Origin of the sequence: Streptomyces sp. NPDC050988, from assembly GCF_044456225.1 — a bacterium.
Taxonomy (GTDB): Bacteria; Actinomycetota; Actinomycetes; order Streptomycetales; family Streptomycetaceae; genus Streptomyces.
Genome location: NZ_JBITFQ010000031.1, coordinates 1 through 19,096, shown reverse-complemented (window position 1 = coordinate 19,096; position 19,096 = coordinate 1). Strand labels below are relative to the sequence as shown.

Annotated in this window: 20 protein-coding genes; 8 read left to right on the top strand and 12 right to left on the bottom strand. The window is 68.9% G+C overall.

Annotated elements, in window-relative coordinates; all coding sequences use genetic code 11:
• Positions 1-11: 11 nt before the first annotated feature.
• The 5 genes from ACIBEI_RS40095 to ACIBEI_RS40075 all read right to left on the bottom strand — a co-directional run bounded on the left by ACIBEI_RS40095 (position 12) and on the right by ACIBEI_RS40075 (position 2,582).
• Positions 12-788 (bottom strand): TetR family transcriptional regulator, encoded by a 777-nt coding sequence (locus ACIBEI_RS40095; protein ID WP_398895618.1) that lies wholly within the window; start codon positions 786-788, stop codon positions 12-14.
• Positions 789-798: 10 nt separating this feature from the next.
• Positions 799-1,311: a thiol-disulfide oxidoreductase DCC family protein gene (locus tag ACIBEI_RS40090; protein ID WP_398895741.1), complete on the bottom strand. Its 513-nt coding sequence runs from the start codon at positions 1,309-1,311 to the stop codon at positions 799-801.
• Between the two features lie 5 nt (positions 1,312-1,316).
• A complete protein-coding gene (locus ACIBEI_RS40085) occupies positions 1,317-1,724 on the bottom strand; it encodes a hypothetical protein (RefSeq protein ID WP_398895617.1) in 408 nt (135 codons plus the stop codon).
• Positions 1,725-1,939: 215 nt separating this feature from the next.
• Positions 1,940-2,350 (bottom strand): VOC family protein, encoded by a 411-nt coding sequence (locus ACIBEI_RS40080; RefSeq protein ID WP_398895616.1) that lies wholly within the window; start codon positions 2,348-2,350, stop codon positions 1,940-1,942.
• A gap of 25 nt (positions 2,351-2,375) precedes the next feature.
• Positions 2,376-2,582: a hypothetical protein gene (locus ACIBEI_RS40075; RefSeq protein WP_398895615.1), complete on the bottom strand. Its 207-nt coding sequence runs from the start codon at positions 2,580-2,582 to the stop codon at positions 2,376-2,378.
• Positions 2,583-2,637: 55 nt separating this feature from the next.
• Here ACIBEI_RS40075 and ACIBEI_RS40070 point away from each other — a divergent pair, with 55 nt between their 5' ends.
• The 4 genes from ACIBEI_RS40070 to ACIBEI_RS40055 all read left to right on the top strand — a co-directional run bounded on the left by ACIBEI_RS40070 (position 2,638) and on the right by ACIBEI_RS40055 (position 7,389).
• Complete coding sequence (locus ACIBEI_RS40070; RefSeq protein ID WP_398895614.1) at positions 2,638-3,156, top strand: aldo/keto reductase; 519 nt, start codon at positions 2,638-2,640, stop codon at positions 3,154-3,156.
• A gap of 89 nt (positions 3,157-3,245) precedes the next feature.
• On the top strand, positions 3,246-4,418 hold the full coding sequence (locus ACIBEI_RS40065) for an RNA-guided endonuclease InsQ/TnpB family protein (RefSeq protein WP_398895613.1): 1,173 nt from the start codon (positions 3,246-3,248) through the stop codon (positions 4,416-4,418).
• Between the two features lie 101 nt (positions 4,419-4,519).
• A complete protein-coding gene (locus tag ACIBEI_RS40060; RefSeq protein WP_398895612.1) occupies positions 4,520-4,912 on the top strand; it encodes a hypothetical protein in 393 nt (130 codons plus the stop codon).
• Positions 4,913-4,920: 8 nt separating this feature from the next.
• Positions 4,921-7,389, top strand: coding sequence for a DUF4132 domain-containing protein (locus ACIBEI_RS40055; protein WP_398895739.1), 2,469 nt, complete (start codon positions 4,921-4,923; stop codon positions 7,387-7,389).
• Here the strand turns inward: ACIBEI_RS40055 and ACIBEI_RS40050 are convergent.
• Entirely contained in the window at positions 7,376-8,533 is a 1,158-nt protein-coding gene (locus ACIBEI_RS40050; protein WP_398895611.1) for a serine hydrolase domain-containing protein, read from the bottom strand. The genes ACIBEI_RS40055 and ACIBEI_RS40050 overlap by 14 nt on opposite strands.
• 158 nt (positions 8,534-8,691) lie before the next feature.
• Here ACIBEI_RS40050 and ACIBEI_RS40045 point away from each other — a divergent pair, with 158 nt between their 5' ends.
• A complete protein-coding gene (locus tag ACIBEI_RS40045) occupies positions 8,692-9,429 on the top strand; it encodes a hypothetical protein (protein WP_398895609.1) in 738 nt (245 codons plus the stop codon).
• Here ACIBEI_RS40045 and ACIBEI_RS40040 read toward each other — a convergent pair.
• The 6 genes from ACIBEI_RS40040 to ACIBEI_RS40015 form a co-directional block, all read right to left on the bottom strand.
• Positions 9,391-10,515, bottom strand: coding sequence for a hypothetical protein (locus ACIBEI_RS40040; protein ID WP_398895607.1), 1,125 nt, complete (start codon positions 10,513-10,515; stop codon positions 9,391-9,393). The genes ACIBEI_RS40045 and ACIBEI_RS40040 overlap by 39 nt on opposite strands.
• Positions 10,516-11,037: 522 nt before the next feature.
• Positions 11,038-11,817 (bottom strand): succinate dehydrogenase iron-sulfur subunit, encoded by a 780-nt coding sequence (locus ACIBEI_RS40035; protein WP_398895606.1) that lies wholly within the window; start codon positions 11,815-11,817, stop codon positions 11,038-11,040.
• Positions 11,817-13,574, bottom strand: coding sequence for a succinate dehydrogenase flavoprotein subunit (gene sdhA / locus ACIBEI_RS40030; protein WP_398895604.1), 1,758 nt, complete (start codon positions 13,572-13,574; stop codon positions 11,817-11,819). Before sdhA ends, ACIBEI_RS40035 begins: the two co-directional genes overlap by 1 nt.
• Before the next feature lie 19 nt (positions 13,575-13,593).
• Positions 13,594-14,079, bottom strand: a complete 486-nt coding sequence (locus tag ACIBEI_RS40025; protein WP_055618602.1) for a succinate dehydrogenase hydrophobic membrane anchor subunit — start codon at positions 14,077-14,079, stop codon at positions 13,594-13,596.
• A gap of 8 nt (positions 14,080-14,087) precedes the next feature.
• Positions 14,088-14,468, bottom strand: a complete 381-nt coding sequence (gene sdhC / locus ACIBEI_RS40020; protein ID WP_079053671.1) for a succinate dehydrogenase, cytochrome b556 subunit — start codon at positions 14,466-14,468, stop codon at positions 14,088-14,090.
• Positions 14,469-14,975: 507 nt separating this feature from the next.
• Positions 14,976-15,545 (bottom strand): 2-oxo-4-hydroxy-4-carboxy-5-ureidoimidazoline decarboxylase, encoded by a 570-nt coding sequence (locus ACIBEI_RS40015; protein ID WP_398895737.1) that lies wholly within the window; start codon positions 15,543-15,545, stop codon positions 14,976-14,978.
• 290 nt (positions 15,546-15,835) lie between these two features.
• Here ACIBEI_RS40015 and ACIBEI_RS40010 point away from each other — a divergent pair, with 290 nt between their 5' ends.
• The 3 genes from ACIBEI_RS40010 (at position 15,836) to ACIBEI_RS40000 (ending at position 18,898) form a co-directional block, all read left to right on the top strand.
• Entirely contained in the window at positions 15,836-17,476 is a 1,641-nt protein-coding gene (locus ACIBEI_RS40010; protein WP_398895735.1) for a glycoside hydrolase family 20 protein, read from the top strand.
• A gap of 213 nt (positions 17,477-17,689) precedes the next feature.
• Positions 17,690-18,208, top strand: coding sequence for a hypothetical protein (locus ACIBEI_RS40005; protein WP_398895602.1), 519 nt, complete (start codon positions 17,690-17,692; stop codon positions 18,206-18,208).
• A gap of 99 nt (positions 18,209-18,307) precedes the next feature.
• Positions 18,308-18,898 carry a hypothetical protein gene (locus tag ACIBEI_RS40000; RefSeq protein WP_398895601.1) on the top strand — a complete coding sequence of 197 codons (591 nt, stop codon included), beginning with the start codon at positions 18,308-18,310 and terminating at the stop codon, positions 18,896-18,898.
• The last annotated feature ends 198 nt before the right edge of the window (positions 18,899-19,096 follow it).

Below are 19,096 nucleotides of genomic sequence, written 5' to 3'. Positions count from 1 at the left end.
CGCGCGGGGCGCTATTTCGCGGACTTCTTGGCGGGGTCGGGCAGTGCGTTCGTCATCCCCGGCAGGAAGTCCGTGAACAGCCCGTGCACCTCGCGGACCAGGGGCCGCAGCACCCGGAAACGGGCCAGTGAGACGCCGAGCGAGGTGAGGCGGGCACCTCGCTCGGCGAGGCGGTAACTGCGCTCGCGGCCCTCCGTGCGGTCGAAGACCCAGTACAGGACGAGACCCATCTGGGAGAGCCACAGCAACTCGGGGAGCACCTCCCGCAGTTCCTCGGGGATCTTCGCCTTGGAGCCCGCCAGTACCTCTCGGCAGACCCCGATGGCCTCCACGCGCGCGTGCTCCGACTCGGCGGAGAACGGGCTGAGCGGGCTGTCCGGATCGGCCGCGTTCTTGAAGAACTGCACCGCGAACTCGTGGTACGGCGTCGCCACGTCCAGCCACGCCTTGAGCACCCCGGCGATCCGCTTCTCCAGGTCCTTCTCCTGGTCCAGGACTTCGCGGACCGCCACCCGGTGCTCGGCGGCGAGCCGGTCGTAGAAGCCCTGGATCAGGTGCTCCTTGCCGGCGAAGTAGTAGTACGCGTTGCCTACGGAGACCCCTGCCTCCTTGGCGATGGCCCGCATCGTCGTCTTCTCGTAGCCCCGCTCCTGGAACAGGCGCATCGCCGTCTCCAGGATCAGGGCCCGGGTCTGCTCGCTCTTGGCGGGCGTACGGGACGGCCGGGCGGGGCCCTCCGGCTCCGCGGGGCCGTCCGGACGACTGGCACTGTCTTTCGCTGCTGGCACGGGACAGAGCCTAACGAGGCGCGCAGGTGTCGCTGTCGCAGGCGGGTGCGTTGTAGGTCCACCCCGTGGCCGGGGAGTACTGCCATCCGTCGGCCCCGTAGTACGCGCTCCCGCCCCAGGCGCCGTTCCTGCGAGCCCACTGACCCTCACGCCACTTGGCGGCGGCGAGGACCGCGCCGCGCGCGAGCCGCGCCCCTGCCGGGGTGCTGAACCGGTGGGCGGTCGGGCGGTACTCGGCGAGCGCCCACAGGGTGACGATCCAGGCCGCGGTGCCCCGGTAGACCTGGCCCGAGTCGCCGATCACGGTGATCTCGTCGAGCGTCCCCGCGTGGTCGAGCCCCGGGAAGCGCCGCATGGCGGCCTCCGAGCCGGCGGGCACCAGCTCCAGGGGCACCAACTGGCGCTGCCGTACGAGCCAGTCGCGGACATAGCCGCAGAGCGAGCACTGCGCGTCGTACAGGACGGTGAGCCCGCGGACCGGGACGCGCGCGGCGTCCCGGTCCGGGGTGGCGGCGGTGGCCATCGCGGTCACGCCCCGACCGCCGGGGCGACCCAGTCCTGCGGCGGCACGGGCGGCTGCTGCTCGCGCTCCATGATGCCCCGGCGCCGGATCTTGTTGAGGACGTAGACGTTGCCCAGGTGCATGGCGCCGAGCACCAGGAGCACCACACCGATCTTCGTCGACAGGGCCTCGAACACCCCGCGGGCGTCGGCGATCTCCTCGTCCTGGCTCAGATAGAGGGCCACGAAGCCCAGGTTCACCAGGTAGAAGCCCACCACCAGCAGGTGGTTGACGGCCTCCGCGAGCTTCTCGTTCCCGTGCAGCACATCCGCCAGAAAGATCCGCCCGTTCTGGCTGAGCGTCCGTGCCACCCAGATCGTCAGCGCCACGCTGACCAGCAGATAGATGACGTAAGCGACGACCGTGAGGTCCATGTCCCCACCCCTTCTCGACTTCTTGAACGCGTTCAAAACGCGCTGTCGAGGAAGAATGTAGACCTGTTTTTGAACGTGTTCAAGTCAGTTGCGGGGCATGCGTGTGTGACGTGCGGCTCAGGCCGCGACGGGGTGAGGGGGGAGTCTCGGGGGCCCTGGAGGGCTGCGGTGCGCTCGGTCGGTGCCGGTTCCGGTGCCGGTTCCGGTGCCGGGGCTCAGCGGGTGCGCGCCAGCTCCGGACGCTTGCCGTAGTCCGTGAAGCCGATGACGTTGCCCCAGGGGTCGGCGATCTCGACGGTCCACCCGGTGGCCACCGGGAAGGGCTCGTCCAGGGGCTGGATCCCGGCAGCGGTCAGCGCCCGTGCCGTCACCCGCGCGTCCCGAACCTCCAGCCAGACGCGGCACGCCGGCCAGGACGGCCCCCGCTGTCCGAGCTCCTCGTCCACGCGCAGCAGCACGCCCGGAGTCTCGTTCCCGACCTTCAGCAGGGCGATCCCGGCCTCGTCCAGACGGAAGGCCACCGGGAATCCGGCCCGCCCGTAGAAGCCCAGCGCCTCGTCGAGGTTCCCGACGGGCAGCAGCACGTTGTCGAAACCGAGCAGTTCGTACGACTCGTCATCTGACATACCGTCAGAATAGGTCGCCGTCCGCTCAGGGCGAGGGAACCGGCTGCGGCGTCGCGCGCGTGGCGAGCAGCCGCAGCGCCTTCTCCGTCGGAGAGCCGGGCTCCGCCGTGAACGTGACCAGGGTCTGGCCGGGATCGGAGGGCAGCGGCAGGGACTCGTAGTGCAGCCACAGTTCGCTCCCGACCGGGTGGGTGATGTGCTTCACGCAGGCGAGGAAGCCAAGGCGTGGCATGCTGACCTAGGGCCCGCTCAGCGTCGGCTGGCTCTCCTGCCGTGACCTCGCGGCTGTGGGCGTGCCAAGCCGGAGGGCTTCAAGTTCGACCCGGTCCTGCCCGGCAACGCGGGCAAGCTCGCCGCGGTCAGCCGACCTCAGGAAGGTCGCCGCCGACGCCGGTCTCCTGCTCCCGCACATGGCCCTGGCCTTCGTGCCCGCCCACCCGGGCGTCACCTCGGCCATCATCGGCCCGCGCACGATGGACCAGCTCACCGACCTGCTGGCGAGCGTCGACGTCACCCTCGACGACGCGATCCTGGACCACATTGACGAGATCGTTCCGCCCGGCACAGACCTCAACCGGGCCGACAACTACTTCGTCGAGCAGCCCGCGTTGACGGACCCGTCGCTGCGCCGCCGCCTGCTTTCCCCCGCGGTGACTGATTGTCAGTGGGTTCTTGCGAGGAACCCCGGGCGTTCACGCCCGGGAGGTATCGCATCTCGTGGCTGCGACGCGGAGAGTCGCAGCTTCGCGGTTTTCGGGCGCGGTGCGCCTGGAATGTTGTCGGCGGAGCCGGAGGAATGCACGTGATTCGAATGCACGGGCTACGGTTCGCTTGATCGAGTGGAACTCCCGTGCGAGTGGGCAGCTCGTACGACCGGCCGGTTAGGGTCGGCGTCATGAAGCTGGTGGTGCGGGTGAAGCTGCTGCCAACGCCCGTGCAGGCGGCGGCACTTGAGGCGACGCTGCATGCCTGCAACGAGGCGGCGACCTGGGCCGCCGAGGTCGCCCTCGAGAAGGACGCGCGGCGTCCGCTCACCTTGCGGAAGCACACCTACACCCAGATCCGGGAGCGGTGGGGTCTGGGGGCGCAGGCGGCCCAGCATGCGGTCAAGAAGACCTGTGACGCCTACACCACGCTGCGGGCGAACCTGCGCAACGGCCGTTACGGGCGGCCCGGCTCCACGCGTTACGCCCGGGCCTCGGGCAAGCCGGTCGTCTTCCGCCCTGAGGCGGCTCAGCCGTATGACGACCGGATGCTGTCCTGGCAGCACACCGGGAACACCGTCTCCATCTGGACCACTACCGGGCGGATGAAGGGCGTGAAGTTCACCGGGCAGGCCGACCAACTGGAAGTCCTGGCCGCACACCGCCAGGGCGAATCCGACCTGGTATGTCAGGGCGGGAAGTGGTTCCTGATCGCGACCTGCGAGATCCCCGAGGCCACCCTCAGCGCCCGGCCAGCCGGGTTTATCGGGGTGGACCTGGGCATCGAGAACATCGCCGCCACCTCCGACGGCGTGCGCCACACCGGCCGTCAGATCAACCGGAAACGCGCGAACGACCGCAGGCAGCACTCCAAGCTGCAGAAGAAAAACACCAAGTCCGCCAAGCGGCGGGCGAAAAAGCGCGCGGGCAAGGAAGCCCGCCGCAACAAGGACATCAACCACAAAATCTCCAAGAGGATCGTGGCAGAGGCTGAACGCACCGGCCGCGGGATCGCCCTGGAAGAACTCACGGGCATCCGCGAGCGGGCACGGCTGAGAAAGCCCCAACGCGTCACGCTCCACTCCTGGCCGTTCGCCCAGCTCGGCATGTTCATCGCCTACAAGGCCCGCCGGGCCGGAGTGCCGGTGGTGTACGTCGACCCGGCCTACACCAGCCAGGAATGCGCCCAGTGCCACCACACCGCACGCAACAACCGGCCCGACCAGGCCCGGTTCGCGTGCAGGTCCTGCGGCTTCGTCGAGCACGCGGACCACAACGCGTCCCACAACATCCGCCACAGAGGGTGGATGGCATGGGTCTGCGGGGCCCAGTCAACGGCCCCAGAACTCACCCTCATCGCGTGAGTACAGGACGCAGCCGAAACCATCACAGCCAGTGATGACTAGAGCAGCAAGCCCGGAACTTCAGTCCGGGTAGTTGACTGGTGCCTCGTACTGTCGACGGCATGGGAATGGTGACGTTCGTCGACGAGACGACAAGCGGGGACCGCGGTGCGGGCTGGGGGCTGGAGATCGCCGAGGAGCGGCTCGCACTGCGCGAGTTGATCCGGCGGCGGGTCTTCCAGGAGGTCGCCGAGTTCAACGCGCGTACGCCGGAGGTGTTCCAGGGGCTGGTGCAGCCCAAGGACACCGAGCGCGTGCTGAACGGGTACGCGTTGCGGACGCCCCGGCGGATAGACCCCGAGGTCCAGTCCGAGCTGGCGCTCAAGGCCTTCGCGGGGAACGGGTTCCTGGTGCTGGTGGGGGACCGGCAGTTCACCGACCTCGACGAGGAGATCGAGCTGAGGCTCGGCACCGAGGTCACGTTCCTGAAGCTCGTCGCGCTGGTGGGTGGCTGATGGCGTCGATGCGATCGCACACGCAGAAGATCCGCAACCAGATCGACGCGGGGAACATGGGCAGACTCGCAGACGAGGTGCTGAAGGCCGCTGTCGCCAACCACGGCTTCTGGGGCGACGAATGGTGCCAGCTCTTCGACACCCTGCGCGACCTGCCCGTGGAGGAGCGTCGCCGGCTCGCCCACGCGCTCATCGAGCGCTTCCGCTCGCTCGGCACGGAGTCGGAGACCCGGCAGAAGGTGCTGACACTGCTCGGCATCATCGCCCATGACCTGCCCGAGGACTTCTTCCTCCCCACCGAGCGGCTGGCGGAGCTCGAAACGCTCGGTGCCCGGCACTCGTACTGGCACGCCACACGCCTCGACCTCCTGGCGGAGGCGGAGCTCGCGACCGGCAGACGACTCGCACCCTCCGTCGTGGCCGTCTTCCGCCGTACGGCCCTGGCCGCCTACCGCTCGGAGCACCTCGTGGAGTTGGCCAAGAAGCTCACCACTCCTGTCCTCAACGTCGGCGAGGCGTGGGCCGATCACGCCATGGAGCAGCTCACCGGCTCGGACGACGACGACCGCTGGCAGGCCCTGCTCGCTCACGCCCTCACGGCCACCGCCGCCAAGCCGAGCGCCAAGTGGGACAAGCAGGCCCGGGCCCTCATCGACAGCATCGGGGCGGACCGGGTAAGGGAGACCACACTGTCGTGGCTTGCCCTCGTCGGCCGGCCGCGCACCATCCCGCTGGAACGCCAGAGCTACGAGCCGGACATCAACAACGCCTACGACCCGTACAACGCCAACGCCCTGCGCGGACTCGCCTGGCTGCTGTCCCTCCTGCCGCCGCACCCCGACACGGCCCGGGCGCTGGGCGCGCTCGTCGAGACCTCCCTCAAGAAGGTCGCCGGGATGGGCCCGCGCAACCCGAAGGTCGCCAACGCGGGCGTCATCGCGCTCTCCCGCGTCGACAGCGAGGCCGCCCTCGCCGAACTGGCCCGCCTGGCCACGCGGGTGACGTACAAGAACACGGCGAAGCTGCTCGACGTGGCGCTGGAGGCCCGTGCCACCGCGCTCGGCCTGAGTCGGGAGGAGATCGAGGAGCTCGCCGTCCCGGCGTACGGACTCACCGAGGTGGGGCGTGCCCTGCACCGACTCGGGGACGTCACCGCACTCATCGAGGTCCACGGCACCAAGTCCGTGCTCGGCTGGCGCAACGCGGCGGGCAAGGAGGTCAAGAGCGTGCCCGCCGCCGTGAAGCGGGACCACGCCGACGAGCTCAAGGAACTCAAGGCCGCCGCCAAGGACATCGACAAGATGCTCTCGGCGCAGGCGGAGCGGCTCGACCGCCAGTTCCTGGCCCGGCGCACGTGGGCGTACGACGCCTGGCGCGAGCGCTACATCGACCACCCGCTGGTTGGCACCCTCGCCCGACGTCTCCTGTGGACGGTCGACGACAGACCGGTCGGCTTCGCCGACGGCGAGCTGCGCACGCTCACCGACGACCCGGTTACCACGGGGTCGGAGGTCGGGCTCTGGCACCCGGTGGGCCGCGAACCCGCCGAGATCGTCGCCTGGCGCGACTGGCTGGAGCGGCACGAGATCACCCAGCCGTTCAAGCAGGCCCACCGCGAAGTGTACCTGCTCACCGACGCCGAGCGCGCCACGGGCACGTACTCGAACCGTTTCGCGGCGCACGTGCTGCGGCAGCACCAGTTCCACTCGCTGGCCGCGATCAGGGGTTGGCGCAACAAGCTCCGGCTGTGCGTCGACGACTCGGCTCCGCCGGCCAGCCGGGAGCTGCCCCAGTGGGGCCTGCGCGCCGAGTACTGGATCGAGGGCGACGGCGAGGAGTACGGCGAGGACACCACGGAGTCCGGCAGCTACCTGCGGCTGCGTACCGACCAGGTCCGCTTCTACCCGATCGACGCCCCGGAGAACTCGGCGCACTGCTACGGCGGCGAGTACAGCATGTGGCTGCGGGACGGGCAGGACCCGGTCGAGCCCCTGCCCCTCACCGAGATCCCACCCCTCGCCCTCTCCGAAGTCCTGCGCGACGTCGACCTGTTCGTGGGTGTCGCGAGTGTCGGCAACGACCCGACCTGGCAGGACGGCGGCCCCGGCGGCCGCTTCCAGGAGTACTGGTCGGGGTACAGCTTCGGCGAGCTGAACCAGAGCGCCGAGACCCGCCGGGCCCTCCTGGACCGCCTGATCCCCCGGCTCGCGATAGCCGACCGCTGCACCCTGGAGGGCCGCTTCCTGCACGTGAAGGGCGAGCGCCACACGTACAAGATCCACCTCGGCTCGGGCAACATCCTGATGACCCCGAACGACCAGTACCTGTGCATAGTCCCGAAGTCCGCGCCGACGTCTCCCCAGACCGGCTACTTGCCGTACGAGGGAGACCGAACCCTCGCCGTCATCCTCAGCAAGGCGATGATGCTGGCCAACGACACGGAGATCACGGACCCGACGATCCTCAGCCAGCTGTAGCCGGTACCGGGACGTCGAACGCCGCCCCCGCGATCCGCAGGACGTACGGCAGTTCCGGGGACCGGTCCGTCGGGTTGAGGGCGTACACCAGGACGCGGCGGAGGTCGCGGGTGGCGAAGGCACCGCTCGTGTAGCCGGGTACGTGCCCGCTCTTGCCCCAGACGACCGTGCCGTCGGGGAACTCGGTGCGCTGGAGCCCGCCGTTGCTGAACTGCGTGTCGCCGGACGCCGCGGCGGGCATCCGGAAGAGGTCCTTCTGCTGGGCCGGCGGGAGGAGACGGCCGCGGTACAGGGCCGTGAAGAAGCGGGCCAGGTCGGGGGCGTTGGAGATCATCCCGCCCTCCGCCCAGCCGTACGGGTTCTGGACGCTCACGTCCTTGAGCTCGCCGGAGCCGCCCGGCACAGTCACCAGTCCGCGTGTGTAGGGCGCCGGGATGGACCAGTCGTCCAGGGCAGGTACGTACGTGTCGCGCAGACGGAGGGGGGTGAGGATGCGGGTGCGGACTTCGGAGCCGTACGTACGGCCCGTCACCTGCTCGATGATCAGGCCGGCGATGAAGTAGTTGATGCCGTTGTACCGCGTGGCCCCGCCCGGTTCCGTCGGCTCTCCACAGGCCAGCGAGGCGTCCACGGCCTCGCGCGGTGACATGTCCTCCGTGGCGCAGGTCATGATCTGCAGGCCGCTGGTGTGGCTGAGCAACTGGCCCACGGTGACGGGGTAGTAGCCGGCCGGCAGAAGGCCCGGAATCAGTTCCTGCACCGTGTCGTCGAGGGCCAGCCGTCCCTCGGCGGCCAGTTGGAGCAGCACGGTCGACGTGAAGATCTTGGTGACACTGCCGATCCTGAAGTGAGCGTCGGCGACCGGCACGGACGGACCGGCCGTACCCGTCCAGCGGCCATCCGTACCGGACATCCGGATCAGCCCACCCGTCACGTTCTCATCGGGCAGCCCGGCGAGGGCCGCCCGCAGAGCCTCCTTGTCGAGCCCCCGGTCACTCTTGTCGAGCCCCTGGTCACCGCGGGCCACCCCGTGCCCGGGGCCCGCGGCCACCGCCGGCACGGTCCCGGCCACCAGCACGGCCGCCACTGCTCCGGCGCTCGCTGCCGTTCTCCAACGCCTCTTGCGCCCACGTAAGTTCGCCATGCCCACCAGCCTCGCGCCGCACATCCCTCCCTTCCATCGGGAAGTTCCCGGACCCGACCCCGACCTCACCCTGAGCCTGTCCCTGCCCGGCACGGGACCTGTCATGGAGGCTTCAGTACGCTTCAGGCTGATTGCGGGAGGGGGAGCCGGTGGGCCGCGTGCGAATTGCCTTCGGGCTGCTGGTGGTTGTCGTCGGCACGGTCTGGCTGCTGGGTGGGGGGTCGGCGGTCCGCTCCGGCGGACGGTGGGCGCTGTCGGCGTTGCCGTACGCACTCGCCGCGGTGGGGCTTCTGCTGATCCTGCGGGCGGCCGTGCCAAGAGGGCTGCTGGCCGGGCCCGTTGTGCTCCTTGCAGGGGGTGGGTTGTGGGCCGCGTACGACGCAGGCGTCTTCGACGAGTCGTCGGCCGACCGGATATGGCCGCTCGTCGTCATCGCCCTCGGAACGGCCCTCTCCTTGGGCGTACGGACCGAGTCCCGACGCCCTGAGGAGGAGCATCCACTGCGCCGGTACCGGAGCGTGCTGGTTCCGGTGGACCGACGGGTCGTCACCACGACGGTGCCGTTGCGGAACGTGACGGTGAGCTCGTACTTCGGGAATGCCGTGATCGATCTGTCCGGCGCGCGGTTCATGGGGGACGCATCGCCCGAGGACCCGGCCCGGGTGATCGAGGCGGACGTCACCGTGCTCTTCGGTCGCGTCGAACTCGTCGTAGGGCCGTACTGTGCGGTTGTGAAGGGCAACGTGGAAAGCTCACTCGCGGTGCACTTCGCGGACCGTATAGCCGTGTACCCCAATGTCGACGAGTACTTGAGCGAGGGAAGCCTCCGCCACCCCCACCGGCTCGTACTGAACGTTCTAGGTCTGGGCGGGTCCGTCGCGATCAGTTCGCTGTAGGACGTCCTGGTCGTCGGGATGGTGCACTGATTCATAGCTGTCCAGCCGGGTGAACCGGTCAAGGCCGTGTACGTTCTCAGCCGCCAGGAACTCCGATATTCGCCTGTTGAGTGCCGAGACGCCTTCCGCGTCCGACGGGATGACGTAGTGGAAGGCCTTGATGAGGTCGAACCGATGCAGGTCGAAGACCGTGCAGAGCAGCCTGCCGTGGGCAAGGGCAGCGGCGACGGCTCCTCGGTAGGCAACGGCTGCCATACAGGCCGGGATCAGAGGCAGAAACGACCATCCGTCGAGTCTGGCCAGAAGCGGAAGCATCGCGGCGGTCGCCACGGTGAGGGAGACACACAGCGACGCGGACGCCGATATGAGGTCCATCTGCTGGTTGATGGCGCCCTGCAGCCTGGGGGAGATGAACGGGTAGATCCGAGGGCCGACCGTCGGCATGTCGAGGCCGTATCGATCACCGGACAGGCGCTCGCCTCTGAGCAGGGCATTGCCCAACAAGGTCGGCAGCAACACTGCCTGGTCGTCTCCTGCCATCGGCTCGTCGGGTTCGAGCACCTTGACGGGGTAGCCCCGCCGGATCTGCCTGGCCCGCGCCACGCCACGCGATTTCCGGGCGAGGGCACGGTCTTCGGCGACCAGTTCGGCCAGCGGCCGCATACCGACAGGCGGCGGCTCGAGGGCGACGGGTTCCGTGCCCCAACGGGAGTTGCTGCCGTCGGCGTGATCGATCTCGACCTGTGCCCGGAGCCTTCGTCGTCGATGCCGCTCAACGGCCGCGTGGCGAAGAGACGTGATCGGTGAGGCCCAATATCCCTCAAGGAGTTGCACGACGGCTGCTTCGAACGGCCGCAGAAGTACGCCGCCCAGGAAGGCGAGAAGGAGAAACAGAGCGGCGCCCAGGGCATCCTTCTTGGCGAGCATCACCGCGCTGAAGTCGGCAGGCGACGCGGGGTCGTACAAATGCGCCCGTACAAGGACGGCGACGACAGCGATCACCAGGAACCCCGGCATCACGCTGATGAGACTGAAGCGAGCGCCGCCCAGGGCCTTGCTTCCGGCTGAGATCAGTCCGCCCAGCATCGAGTGGCTCTCCTCACTCGGAGGTCGTTGCGTACAGGACGAACTCGTGTGTGCAGCCGCGGTCGTGCTCAGGAGGCAGGACCATCCGAGCGGGGGCTACCTCGCATCTCGTACACGCCCAGATGTCCTGCGCATGCGGCGAGACTGTGTCGACGTCACCTCCGATGCGAACCTTCCGGCACATCATTCGTGCCCCGTGACACTTCAGCGGGGTGTTGTCCGAGCGGCGTAAACGGGTGGGTTCCTTGCAATCGAGTTTCTTGCATACATAGAGGAACGTTCCGACGGCAGGTGCTTTCGCTTCTTGCCCCTCGAAGCTCAGGTCGTGGTGGACGACCCGGGCCTGCAGGTGTCGGAAGCCGTCGGCTCTCCCTGTCCGTCGCATGGCGTCCCCCGAGTTAGTTCCACCGAGTATGCCGCCAACTCCCTTGCACGCACAGCATGTACGCGACGAAGGCCCCGCCCCCGGAACCTGAGAAAGTCCGGGAAGGCAGGGCCTTCGTCAACGTACGACCGTGGAGGTCAGAAGCGCCGAGTGATCAGCGCCCTCTTCACTTCCTGGATCGCCTTTGTGACCTCGATGCCTCGGGGGCAGGCGTCCGTGCAGTTGAACGTGGTGCGGCAGCGCCAGACGCCGTCCTTGTCGTTCAGGATTTCGAGGCGCTGCTCGCCCGCCTCGTCACGCGAGTCGAAGATGAAACGGTGCGCGTTCACGATCGCGGCCGGGCCGAAGTACTGGCCGTCGTTCCAGAAGACCGGGCAGGAGGAGGTGCAGGCCGCGCAGAGGATGCACTTCGTCGTGTCGTCGAAGCGCTCGCGGTCCTCCGCCGTCTGGAGGCGTTCCCGGGTCGGCTCGTTCGTGTCCTTCGTGATGAGGAAGGGCATGACGTCGCGGTACGCCTGGAAGAACGGCTCCATGTCCACGACCAGGTCCTTCAGGACCGTCAGGCCCTTGATGGGCTCGACCGTGATGGGCTTCTCGGGGTTGATGTCCTTGATCAGCGTCTTGCAGGCAAGACGGTTCCTGCCGTTGATCCGCATGGCGTCCGAGCCGCAGATGCCGTGCGCGCAGGAGCGGCGGAAGGTGAGGGTGCCGTCCACGTCCCACTTGATCTTGTGGAGGGCGTCGAGGACACGTTCCTTCGGGTCGATCTCCAGCTGGAAGTCTTCCCAGACCGCCTCCGCCGAGACCTCGGAGTTGAAGCGGCGGATGCGGAAGGTGGCCGTGATGTACGGGGAGTCGGCGAAACCGGGCTCGGGGGTGCCGGCCGCGTCCGCCTTGTCCAGGGTGGGGGTAGCCATCAGTACTTACGCTCCATCGGCTGGTAGCGGGTCTGGACGACCGGCTTGTAGTCGAGACGGATGGACTCGGTGCCGTCGTCGCCGACCTCGCGGTACGCCATGGTGTGGCGCATGAAGTTGACGTCGTCGCGGTTCGGGTAGTCCTCGCGGTAGTGACCGCCGCGGGACTCCTTGCGGGCGAGGGCGGAGACCGCCATGACCTCGGCCAGGTCCAGGAGGTTGCCGAGCTCGACGGCCTCCAGCAGGTCGGTGTTGAACCGCTTGCCCTTGTCCTGGATCGAGACGTTCTTGTAGCGCTCGCGCAGCTCCGCGAGCTTCTCCACGGCCGTCTTGATCGTCTGCTCGGTGCGGAACACCATGACGTTGGCGTCCATGGTCTCCTGCAGCTCGCGGCGGATGTCCGCCACGCGCTCGTTGCCCGTCGACGAACGCAGCCGCTCGATCTGCTCGACGACCAGCGAGGCCGGGTCCTCGGGCAGCTCGACGTGCGCGGCCACCTTCGAGGAGTACTCCGCCGCGGCGATGCCCGAGCGGCGCCCGAACACGTTGATGTCCAGGAGCGAGTTCGTGCCCAGGCGGTTCGCGCCGTGGACGGACACGCAGGCGACCTCGCCGGCCGCGTACAGGCCCGGGACGACCGTGGTGTTGTCCGACAGGACCTCACCCTCGACGTTCGTCGGGATGCCGCCCATCGCGTAGTGCGCGGTGGGCTGGATCGGGATCGGGTCCGTGTACGGCTCGATGCCCAGGTACGTACGGGCGAACTCCGTGATGTCGGGCAGCTTGGCGTCCAGCTGCTCCGGCGGGAGGTGGGTGAGGTCGAGGTAGACGTGGTCGGCCTCGGGACCGCAGCCGCGGCCCTCACGGATCTCCGTGTAGATGGAGCGGGACACGACGTCGCGGGACGCGAGGTCCTTCATCACCGGCGCGTACTTCTCCATGAAGCGCTCGCCGTCCTTGTTGCGGAGGATGCCGCCCTCACCGCGGGCGCCCTCCGTCAGCAGGATGCCCATGCGCCAGATGCCGGTCGGGTGGAACTGGAAGAACTCCATGTCCTCCAGCGGCAGGCCGCGACGGTAGACCGCCGCCTGTCCGTCGCCCGTCAGCGTGTGCGCGTTCGAGGTCACCTTGAAGAACTTGCCGGTGCCGCCGGACGCGTAGATCACGGCCTTCGCCTGGAAGACGTGGATCTCACCGGTCGCCAGTTCGTACGCGACGACACCGGCCGAGTGCTTGACGCCGTCGACCTCGGTGATGAGCTGGTCGAGGACGTAGAACTCGTTGAAGAACTCCACGCCCTCCTTCACGCAGTTCTGGTACAGCGTCTGGAGGATCATGTGGCCGGTGCGGTCGGCCGCGTAGCAGGACCGGCGGACCGGGGCCTCGCCGTGGTTGCGGCTGTGACCGCCGAAGCGGCGCTGGTCGATGGTGCCGTTCGGGGTGCGGTTGAACGGCAGGCCCATCTTCTCCAGGTCGAGGACCGCGTCGATGGCCTCCTTCGCCAGGATCTCGGCGGCGTCCTGGTCGACCAGGTAGTCACCGCCCTTGACCGTGTCGAAGGTGTGCCACTCCCAGTTGTCCTCCTCCACGTTGGCCAGCGCGGCGGCCATGCCGCCCTGCGCGGCGCCCGTGTGGGAGCGGGTGGGGTAGAGCTTCGTGAGCACGGCGGTACGGCTGCGCTTCGTCGCTTCGATCGCGGCGCGCATGCCGGCGCCGCCCGCGCCGACGATGACTGTGTCGTACTTGTGGATCTTCATGATTCTCGTAGCCCCGGATCTAGCGGATGTTCGGGTCGAAGGTGAAGATCACCAGCGTGCCCAGCAGGATGGTGAACACCGTGGCCGTGTAGAGCAGGCCCTTGAGCCACAGCCGGGTGTTCGCGCGCTCCGCGTAGTCGTTGATGACCGTGCGCAGGCCGTTGGCGCCGTGCAGCATCGCCAGCCACAGCATCAGCAGGTCCCACGTCTGCCAGAACGGGGACGCCCAGCGGCCCGCCACGAAGGCGAAGCCGATCTTGGAGACGCCGCCGTCGAGGACGAGCTGGATCAGCAGGTGGCCGATGACGAGGACGACGAGGACGATGCCGGACAGCCGCATGAAGAGCCATGCGGCCATCTCGAAGTTGCCACGGGTGGACTTCGGGGTCTTCTTCGTCCGCTTGCGCGGGGCCTCGATCAGGGGCGCCGGGTTGTCGACGCCGTAGAGGGAGGCGCCCTCGACGGGGCCGATGCCGGAGGCGGCGGTCTTCTCAGTGGTGGACATTGTTGGCGTCAGCTCCCGAAGACTTCACGAGCGGCGTGGCCGAGTACGGGGTACAGGGCCCCGACCATCAGTACGACCCAGATGCCGACCACGGTCCAGAGCATCTGCTTCTGGTAGCGCGGGCCCTTCGACCAGAAGTCGACGGCGATGACGCGCAGGCCGTTGAGGGCGTGGAAGAGGATCGCGGCGACGAGGCCGTACTCCAGCAGTGCCACGATCGGCGTCTTGTAGGTGGCTACGACCTTGTCGTAGTCCTCGGGGGAGACACGCACAAGAGCGGTGTCCAGCACGTGTACGAACAGGAAGAAGAAGATGAGGACGCCGGTGACTCGATGAGCCACCCATGACCACATTCCTTCCCGGCCGCGGTACAGCGTTCCAGCCGGCACGGAAGAACCCTCCGGGAGCGGGGATTGGGGCCGCGCCGGCTTCTGTGTCGGTCGGGCCCGGCCGGGTACGGTCCACCGGCCCTGGCCATCGTAGCGACGTGTTGTCGGAACGTTTACGGCGGGCCTACCGATGTGATCGAACCGGCAGTCATATGGGACACGGACGGGCTACTCCGTAGGTGGGGCGGGGCGGCTACGGGGGTGGGGGGTTTGGGTGGGTTGCCGGGTGCGGGTGTGTTGTGGCTTGTCGCGCAGTTCCTCGCGCCCCTGAAAGATTGCGCAGTTCCCCGCGCCCCCAAAGGGCTGCGCCGTTCCTCGCGCCCCAGGAAGGCTGCGGCCGTTCCTAGCGCGCGCTAAAAGATTGCGCAGTTCCCCGCGCCCCCAAGAGGGCCGCGCCCCCAAGAAGGCTGCAGCCGTTCCCGGTGCGCGCCTCAAAGACTGCGCAGTTCCCCGCGCCCCTAGGAGGCTGTGGCGTCCCCGCGCCGCTGGGAGGTGGCACCCGGGTCTCTAGGAGACCGCGCAGTTGCCCGTGGGACTGAAAGACCTGGTGAGGCGGCCCCTTGCGAGGCGGCGGAGTTCTTCTGCCGTCAGGATTCGTTCCTCGTCGGGATCGTTTGTCAATCGTGATCGGATTCCGGCCAGGACCTGGTCGAGGGACTCCTCGGGGGCCGTGTCGTCCAGGCAGATGACGAAGACGTGGCCGAAACGGCTCTCGTAGGCGGCGTGGGCGGCGCTCAGGGCGGTGTGGGCCGCGGAGTACGCGCCTTCCGGGAGGAGCGTGAGCGATTCGCAGGCCAGGGCCTCGGCGAGATCGCCGGGGGCCAGGTCGTACGCCGCCTCGTCGGCCGCCGCCAGCAGGGACTCCAGGTCGGGGTACGGGCGGTGGGCGGCGACGCGGCGGGCCCAGTGGTGGCTGCCGCAGCAGGCGAGGAGGGCGCGCTCGGCCTCGTCGGCGGGCATGCCGTTGAACCGGTCCAGGCCGCTGGGGCGGTGGCCGGTGGGATCCGGCGCCGAGCGGGTCTGCTCCGGCAGTGCCGAGGGCCCGGACGGCTTGGGCGGCTCGGGCGGGTCCGGAATGGCGACGGCCTGGCCGGGGAGGCGGGAAGGACGGTGCGCGGGCAGCGTGGGTTCCTTCTCGGTTCGGTGACGCTCGGATGTGCGCCACGCGGTGGTTCGGCAGGGGGTCAAGTGAGAGATGTGTCATCACGCTATCGAGGTGTGACACGACCTGTCCGACGGATGCCCGAATATCACCCGTAAGAGAGAGTTTAAGAACGGGCGGTGGACGGTGGTCCCGCGGGACGGGGCTTAGGTTCACAGTGAAGGTACAGGTACGGGAGTGATCGCAGGAGGGTGAGTGGTCTGTGGTGAACGGGCGTGGGCGCAGGGCTTCGCGGTCCGTGCCGGGCGGCAGGAGGACTCTGCTGGTCGGTGCGGGTGTGGCGGTCGCGGCGGGTGCCGCGCTGACCGTCGGGCTCTGGCCGAGCGGTGACTCCGGCGCGCCCTCGTCCCAGCGGCCCTCCGGAGGGAGAACCGCCCTGGCGCCGCCCCCGTCCACTTCCCCCACTCCGTCACCCAGTCGGACGTATCCGCTGTCGAAGACTCCTCGGACCATTCCGGCCGTACGGGAGCACACCCCGGCGCGCGGGCCCGGCTGGCGCCCCGCGAAGGGCGGGCGGGTCGTCGTGGGCGACGACGCGCTCGCGGACGAGGGACGGCTGCTCGCCGGGGAGCTGGGCCTGGCCTACGCGGGCTCCGGCGGGGCGCGGGCCGGCGACGTGGAGCTGGGCCTCACCGACGAGGACGCCAACGCCGAGTCGTACACGCTGGCCGTGAAGGACGGGCGGGTGCGGATCAGCGGGACGGCCGAGGCGGGCGTCTTCTACGGCACGCGCACGCTCAAGCAGGAGGTACGCCAGGGCGGCACGGCACCCGAGGGAGTCGTACGGGACTCGCCGGCCAAGCCGCAGCGAGGGTTCATGCTGGACATCGCACGCAAGCACTTCACGGCCGGGTGGATCGAGGACCGGATCCGTGAGCTGGGCGACCTGAAGTACAACCAGCTCGGGCTGCACTTCTCCGACGACCAGGGCTTCCGGATCGCCTCCGACTCGCATCCCGAGGTCGTGTCGAAGCAGCATCTGTCGAAGGCGGAGGTGCGGCGCATCCTCGCGCTCGCGGGGAGCCGGCACATCACCGTCGTGCCCGAGATCGACTCGCCCGGCCACCTGGGCGCGGTGCTCGACGCGCACCCCGACCTCCAGCTCCGCAACACGCAGGGCGTCGTCTCGCGGGGCTCGCTGGACATCTCCAAGCCCGCGTCCGCGAAGATCGTGGACGACCTGCTGAACGAGTACGCGGGCCTCTTCCCCGGGCGCTACTGGCATCTCGGCGCCGACGAGTACCGCGCGCTGACGGTGTCCAACCCGGCGGCCTCGTATCCGCAGCTGGCCGCCGCCGCGAAGGACAAGTACGGCTCGGGCGCCGGGATCGCGGACCTCGCGACCGGGTGGCTCAACGACCGGGCCGACGTGATGCGCGGGCACGAGCGGACCGTACGGGCCTGGAACGACGGGTTCTTCCCCGGGGGCGCGGTGCAGGCCGACGACGACATCCAGGTCGCGTACTGGACGGGCAAGGAGATCGGCGCGCGGCAGCCGGCCGAGTATCTGCGCGCCGGGCGCGAGCTGATCAACTACAACGACGAGTACCTGTACTACGTGCTCGGGCAGCCCAACGCCTTCGTCTACCCGACCGGGCAGCGCATCTACGAGCAGTGGACCCCGCTCGTCGTGCGCGGGACGACTCCGGTGTCACGGGAGTACGACGACCAGATCCTCGGCGGCTACTTCGCCGTCTGGTGCGACCTCTCCGCCTCGCAGACCCAGGACCAGGTCGCGGCCGGGATCCGGATGCCGCTGCGGGCGCTGACCCAGAAGCTGTGGGATCCGCGGAAGCCGGGGATGCCGTGGGCGGAGTTCAAGGAACTCGCGGGGAAGCTGGGCTGAGGATACGGATGGGCTGAGGATACGGACGAGGCGTACGTGACGGTCGTGTCGCGTGGACGTCAACGCCCAGGTGACGGTATGCAGGACGAAAAGGCCTGGCCTGGATCACGCGCCGGTGTGGCGCAGTTGCGGCGGCTTGCCCGTTTCGGTGGCGAACTGCCGTGCGTGTGTGGTGTATTCACGCTGGCCGAACCGATACACCGGGGGAGCGGGATGGGCTACTGGGGATATTTCGTCGTAGGCAGGAGCGAGCGGCCGCTCGCGGAACTGGAGGCGCTGTCGGGTGCGTCCGGCCTGACGCTGCAGCAGACGGCGGACGACGGCTGGCAGGTGTGGGAGTACCCGAACGCTCCCGACGACCCTGCCAAGGGTGACGTCGGCAACATGAACGACCTGGCCCAGGAGACGGGCGCGCCCGCGCTGTTCGGGTACGTGATGGACAGCGACTGCGTGGTCGTCGAGGCGGCCGCGCCCGAGAGCGGTGCCTGGACCACCTGTCTGAACAGGGACGCGATGGCCGGGTACCTCGGCGGCAACGAGGACGGGCTGGCCGTCGACGACTTCTTCCTCGAACCGCACGACGCCGTCGGGCGGGCGGTCGCCTGGGCCGCCGAATCGGGTCGTCCCGTGCCCGAGGAACCACTCCTCGAGGTGCTCACCTCCGACGCCGATCCGTCGGCCGAGATGCTTTTCTTCCGATTTCTGGACCGGCTCGGCGTCGTCCCCATGTAGATTTCGGCCAACTCGCAGTGTGACGTTCCGGCCACAGTGCACGCAGTAAGGGGAAGTGCGGGCTCCGTTACCAGAGGCGGCCCCACCGAGGGAGGCGTGATGAGCCTGGTGGAACTGATCGCTCAGGCCGACGAGCGTGGTCTTGCGGCGAGCGGGCTGGCGTGTCTGGACCGGTGCGTGCCGCTGTTGGGCGGGGACGACGAGATTCTGCGGCCCTTGTGGGCGAGCCTTGCCGAGAGCGAGGGGTGGGGCGGGGAGTGGGGCGAGGACTGGGCGGAGCGGGTCGAGCAGGCGCGCGCCAAGCTCGATGTGCCGGGTGTCGGGAGTGCTGGAGGGTTTGCCGAGGGGGAGGCCACCGTGCTCGCGCATCGGATGCTCGGTGCCGTTCCGGTGGACCGTGGTGCCGGGAACCTTCGTGAGTGGGCTGACGCCTGTTCTGTCGCGGCGCTTCAGATTCATCGTCTTCTTGATGCCGCGAGCGATGGGGCGTCTTCGGTGACGGCTCGGCGGGAGGGGCGTACGCAGGACATGTCGCCGCTTGTCGCGGCCGAACTGCGGCGTCAGATCGCCATCTTGGAGTTGCTGTCCGCCCATGGGCCGGCCGGGCTTCGTCAGGCGCTCGACCTGTCGACGGAGGGGCGGCGCGTGCTGCGCGCGGTCGTCTCGCGGCGGGCCCGCGGGCGAGTCTGAGGGTTTCTTCGCCCCCGCCGCCCCTACCCATTCCCGTCCTTCTGGGGCTCCGCCCCAGACCCCGTGGGGTGTGTTGTTGGGTGCGGGCCGGTGGGGGCTGGTTGCGCAGTTCCCCGCGCCCCTAAAGACCTTAGGGGCGCGGGGAACTGCGCAATCTTTTGGGGGTTCGGGGGCGGAGCCCCTGAGTTAGTGACGGGA

What these genes read in the sequence shown, in the direction of transcription:
- ACIBEI_RS40090 (WP_398895741.1), bottom strand. Translation starts at nt 1,311, where the DNA reads ATGGCCACCGCCGCCACCCCGGACCGGGACGCCGCGCGCGTCCCGGTC.
- ACIBEI_RS40025 (WP_055618602.1), bottom strand. Translation starts at nt 14,079, where the DNA reads ATGTCCACCACTGAGAAGACCGCCGCCTCCGGCATCGGCCCCGTCGAG.
- ACIBEI_RS40060 (WP_398895612.1), top strand. Translation starts at nt 4,520, where the DNA reads ATGGGAATGGTGACGTTCGTCGACGAGACGACAAGCGGGGACCGCGGT.
- sdhA (WP_398895604.1), bottom strand. Translation starts at nt 13,574, where the DNA reads ATGAAGATCCACAAGTACGACACAGTCATCGTCGGCGCGGGCGGCGCC.
- ACIBEI_RS40050 (WP_398895611.1), bottom strand. Translation starts at nt 8,533, where the DNA reads ATGGCGAACTTACGTGGGCGCAAGAGGCGTTGGAGAACGGCAGCGAGC.
- ACIBEI_RS40005 (WP_398895602.1), top strand. Translation starts at nt 17,690, where the DNA reads ATGGGCTACTGGGGATATTTCGTCGTAGGCAGGAGCGAGCGGCCGCTC.
- ACIBEI_RS40080 (WP_398895616.1), bottom strand. Translation starts at nt 2,350, where the DNA reads ATGTCAGATGACGAGTCGTACGAACTGCTCGGTTTCGACAACGTGCTG.
- ACIBEI_RS40035 (WP_398895606.1), bottom strand. Translation starts at nt 11,817, where the DNA reads ATGGCTACCCCCACCCTGGACAAGGCGGACGCGGCCGGCACCCCCGAG.
- ACIBEI_RS40065 (WP_398895613.1), top strand. Translation starts at nt 3,246, where the DNA reads ATGAAGCTGGTGGTGCGGGTGAAGCTGCTGCCAACGCCCGTGCAGGCG.
- ACIBEI_RS40075 (WP_398895615.1), bottom strand. Translation starts at nt 2,582, where the DNA reads ATGCCACGCCTTGGCTTCCTCGCCTGCGTGAAGCACATCACCCACCCG.
- ACIBEI_RS40055 (WP_398895739.1), top strand. Translation starts at nt 4,921, where the DNA reads ATGCGATCGCACACGCAGAAGATCCGCAACCAGATCGACGCGGGGAAC.
- ACIBEI_RS40000 (WP_398895601.1), top strand. Translation starts at nt 18,308, where the DNA reads ATGAGCCTGGTGGAACTGATCGCTCAGGCCGACGAGCGTGGTCTTGCG.
- ACIBEI_RS40085 (WP_398895617.1), bottom strand. Translation starts at nt 1,724, where the DNA reads ATGGACCTCACGGTCGTCGCTTACGTCATCTATCTGCTGGTCAGCGTG.
- ACIBEI_RS40040 (WP_398895607.1), bottom strand. Translation starts at nt 10,515, where the DNA reads ATGCTGGGCGGACTGATCTCAGCCGGAAGCAAGGCCCTGGGCGGCGCT.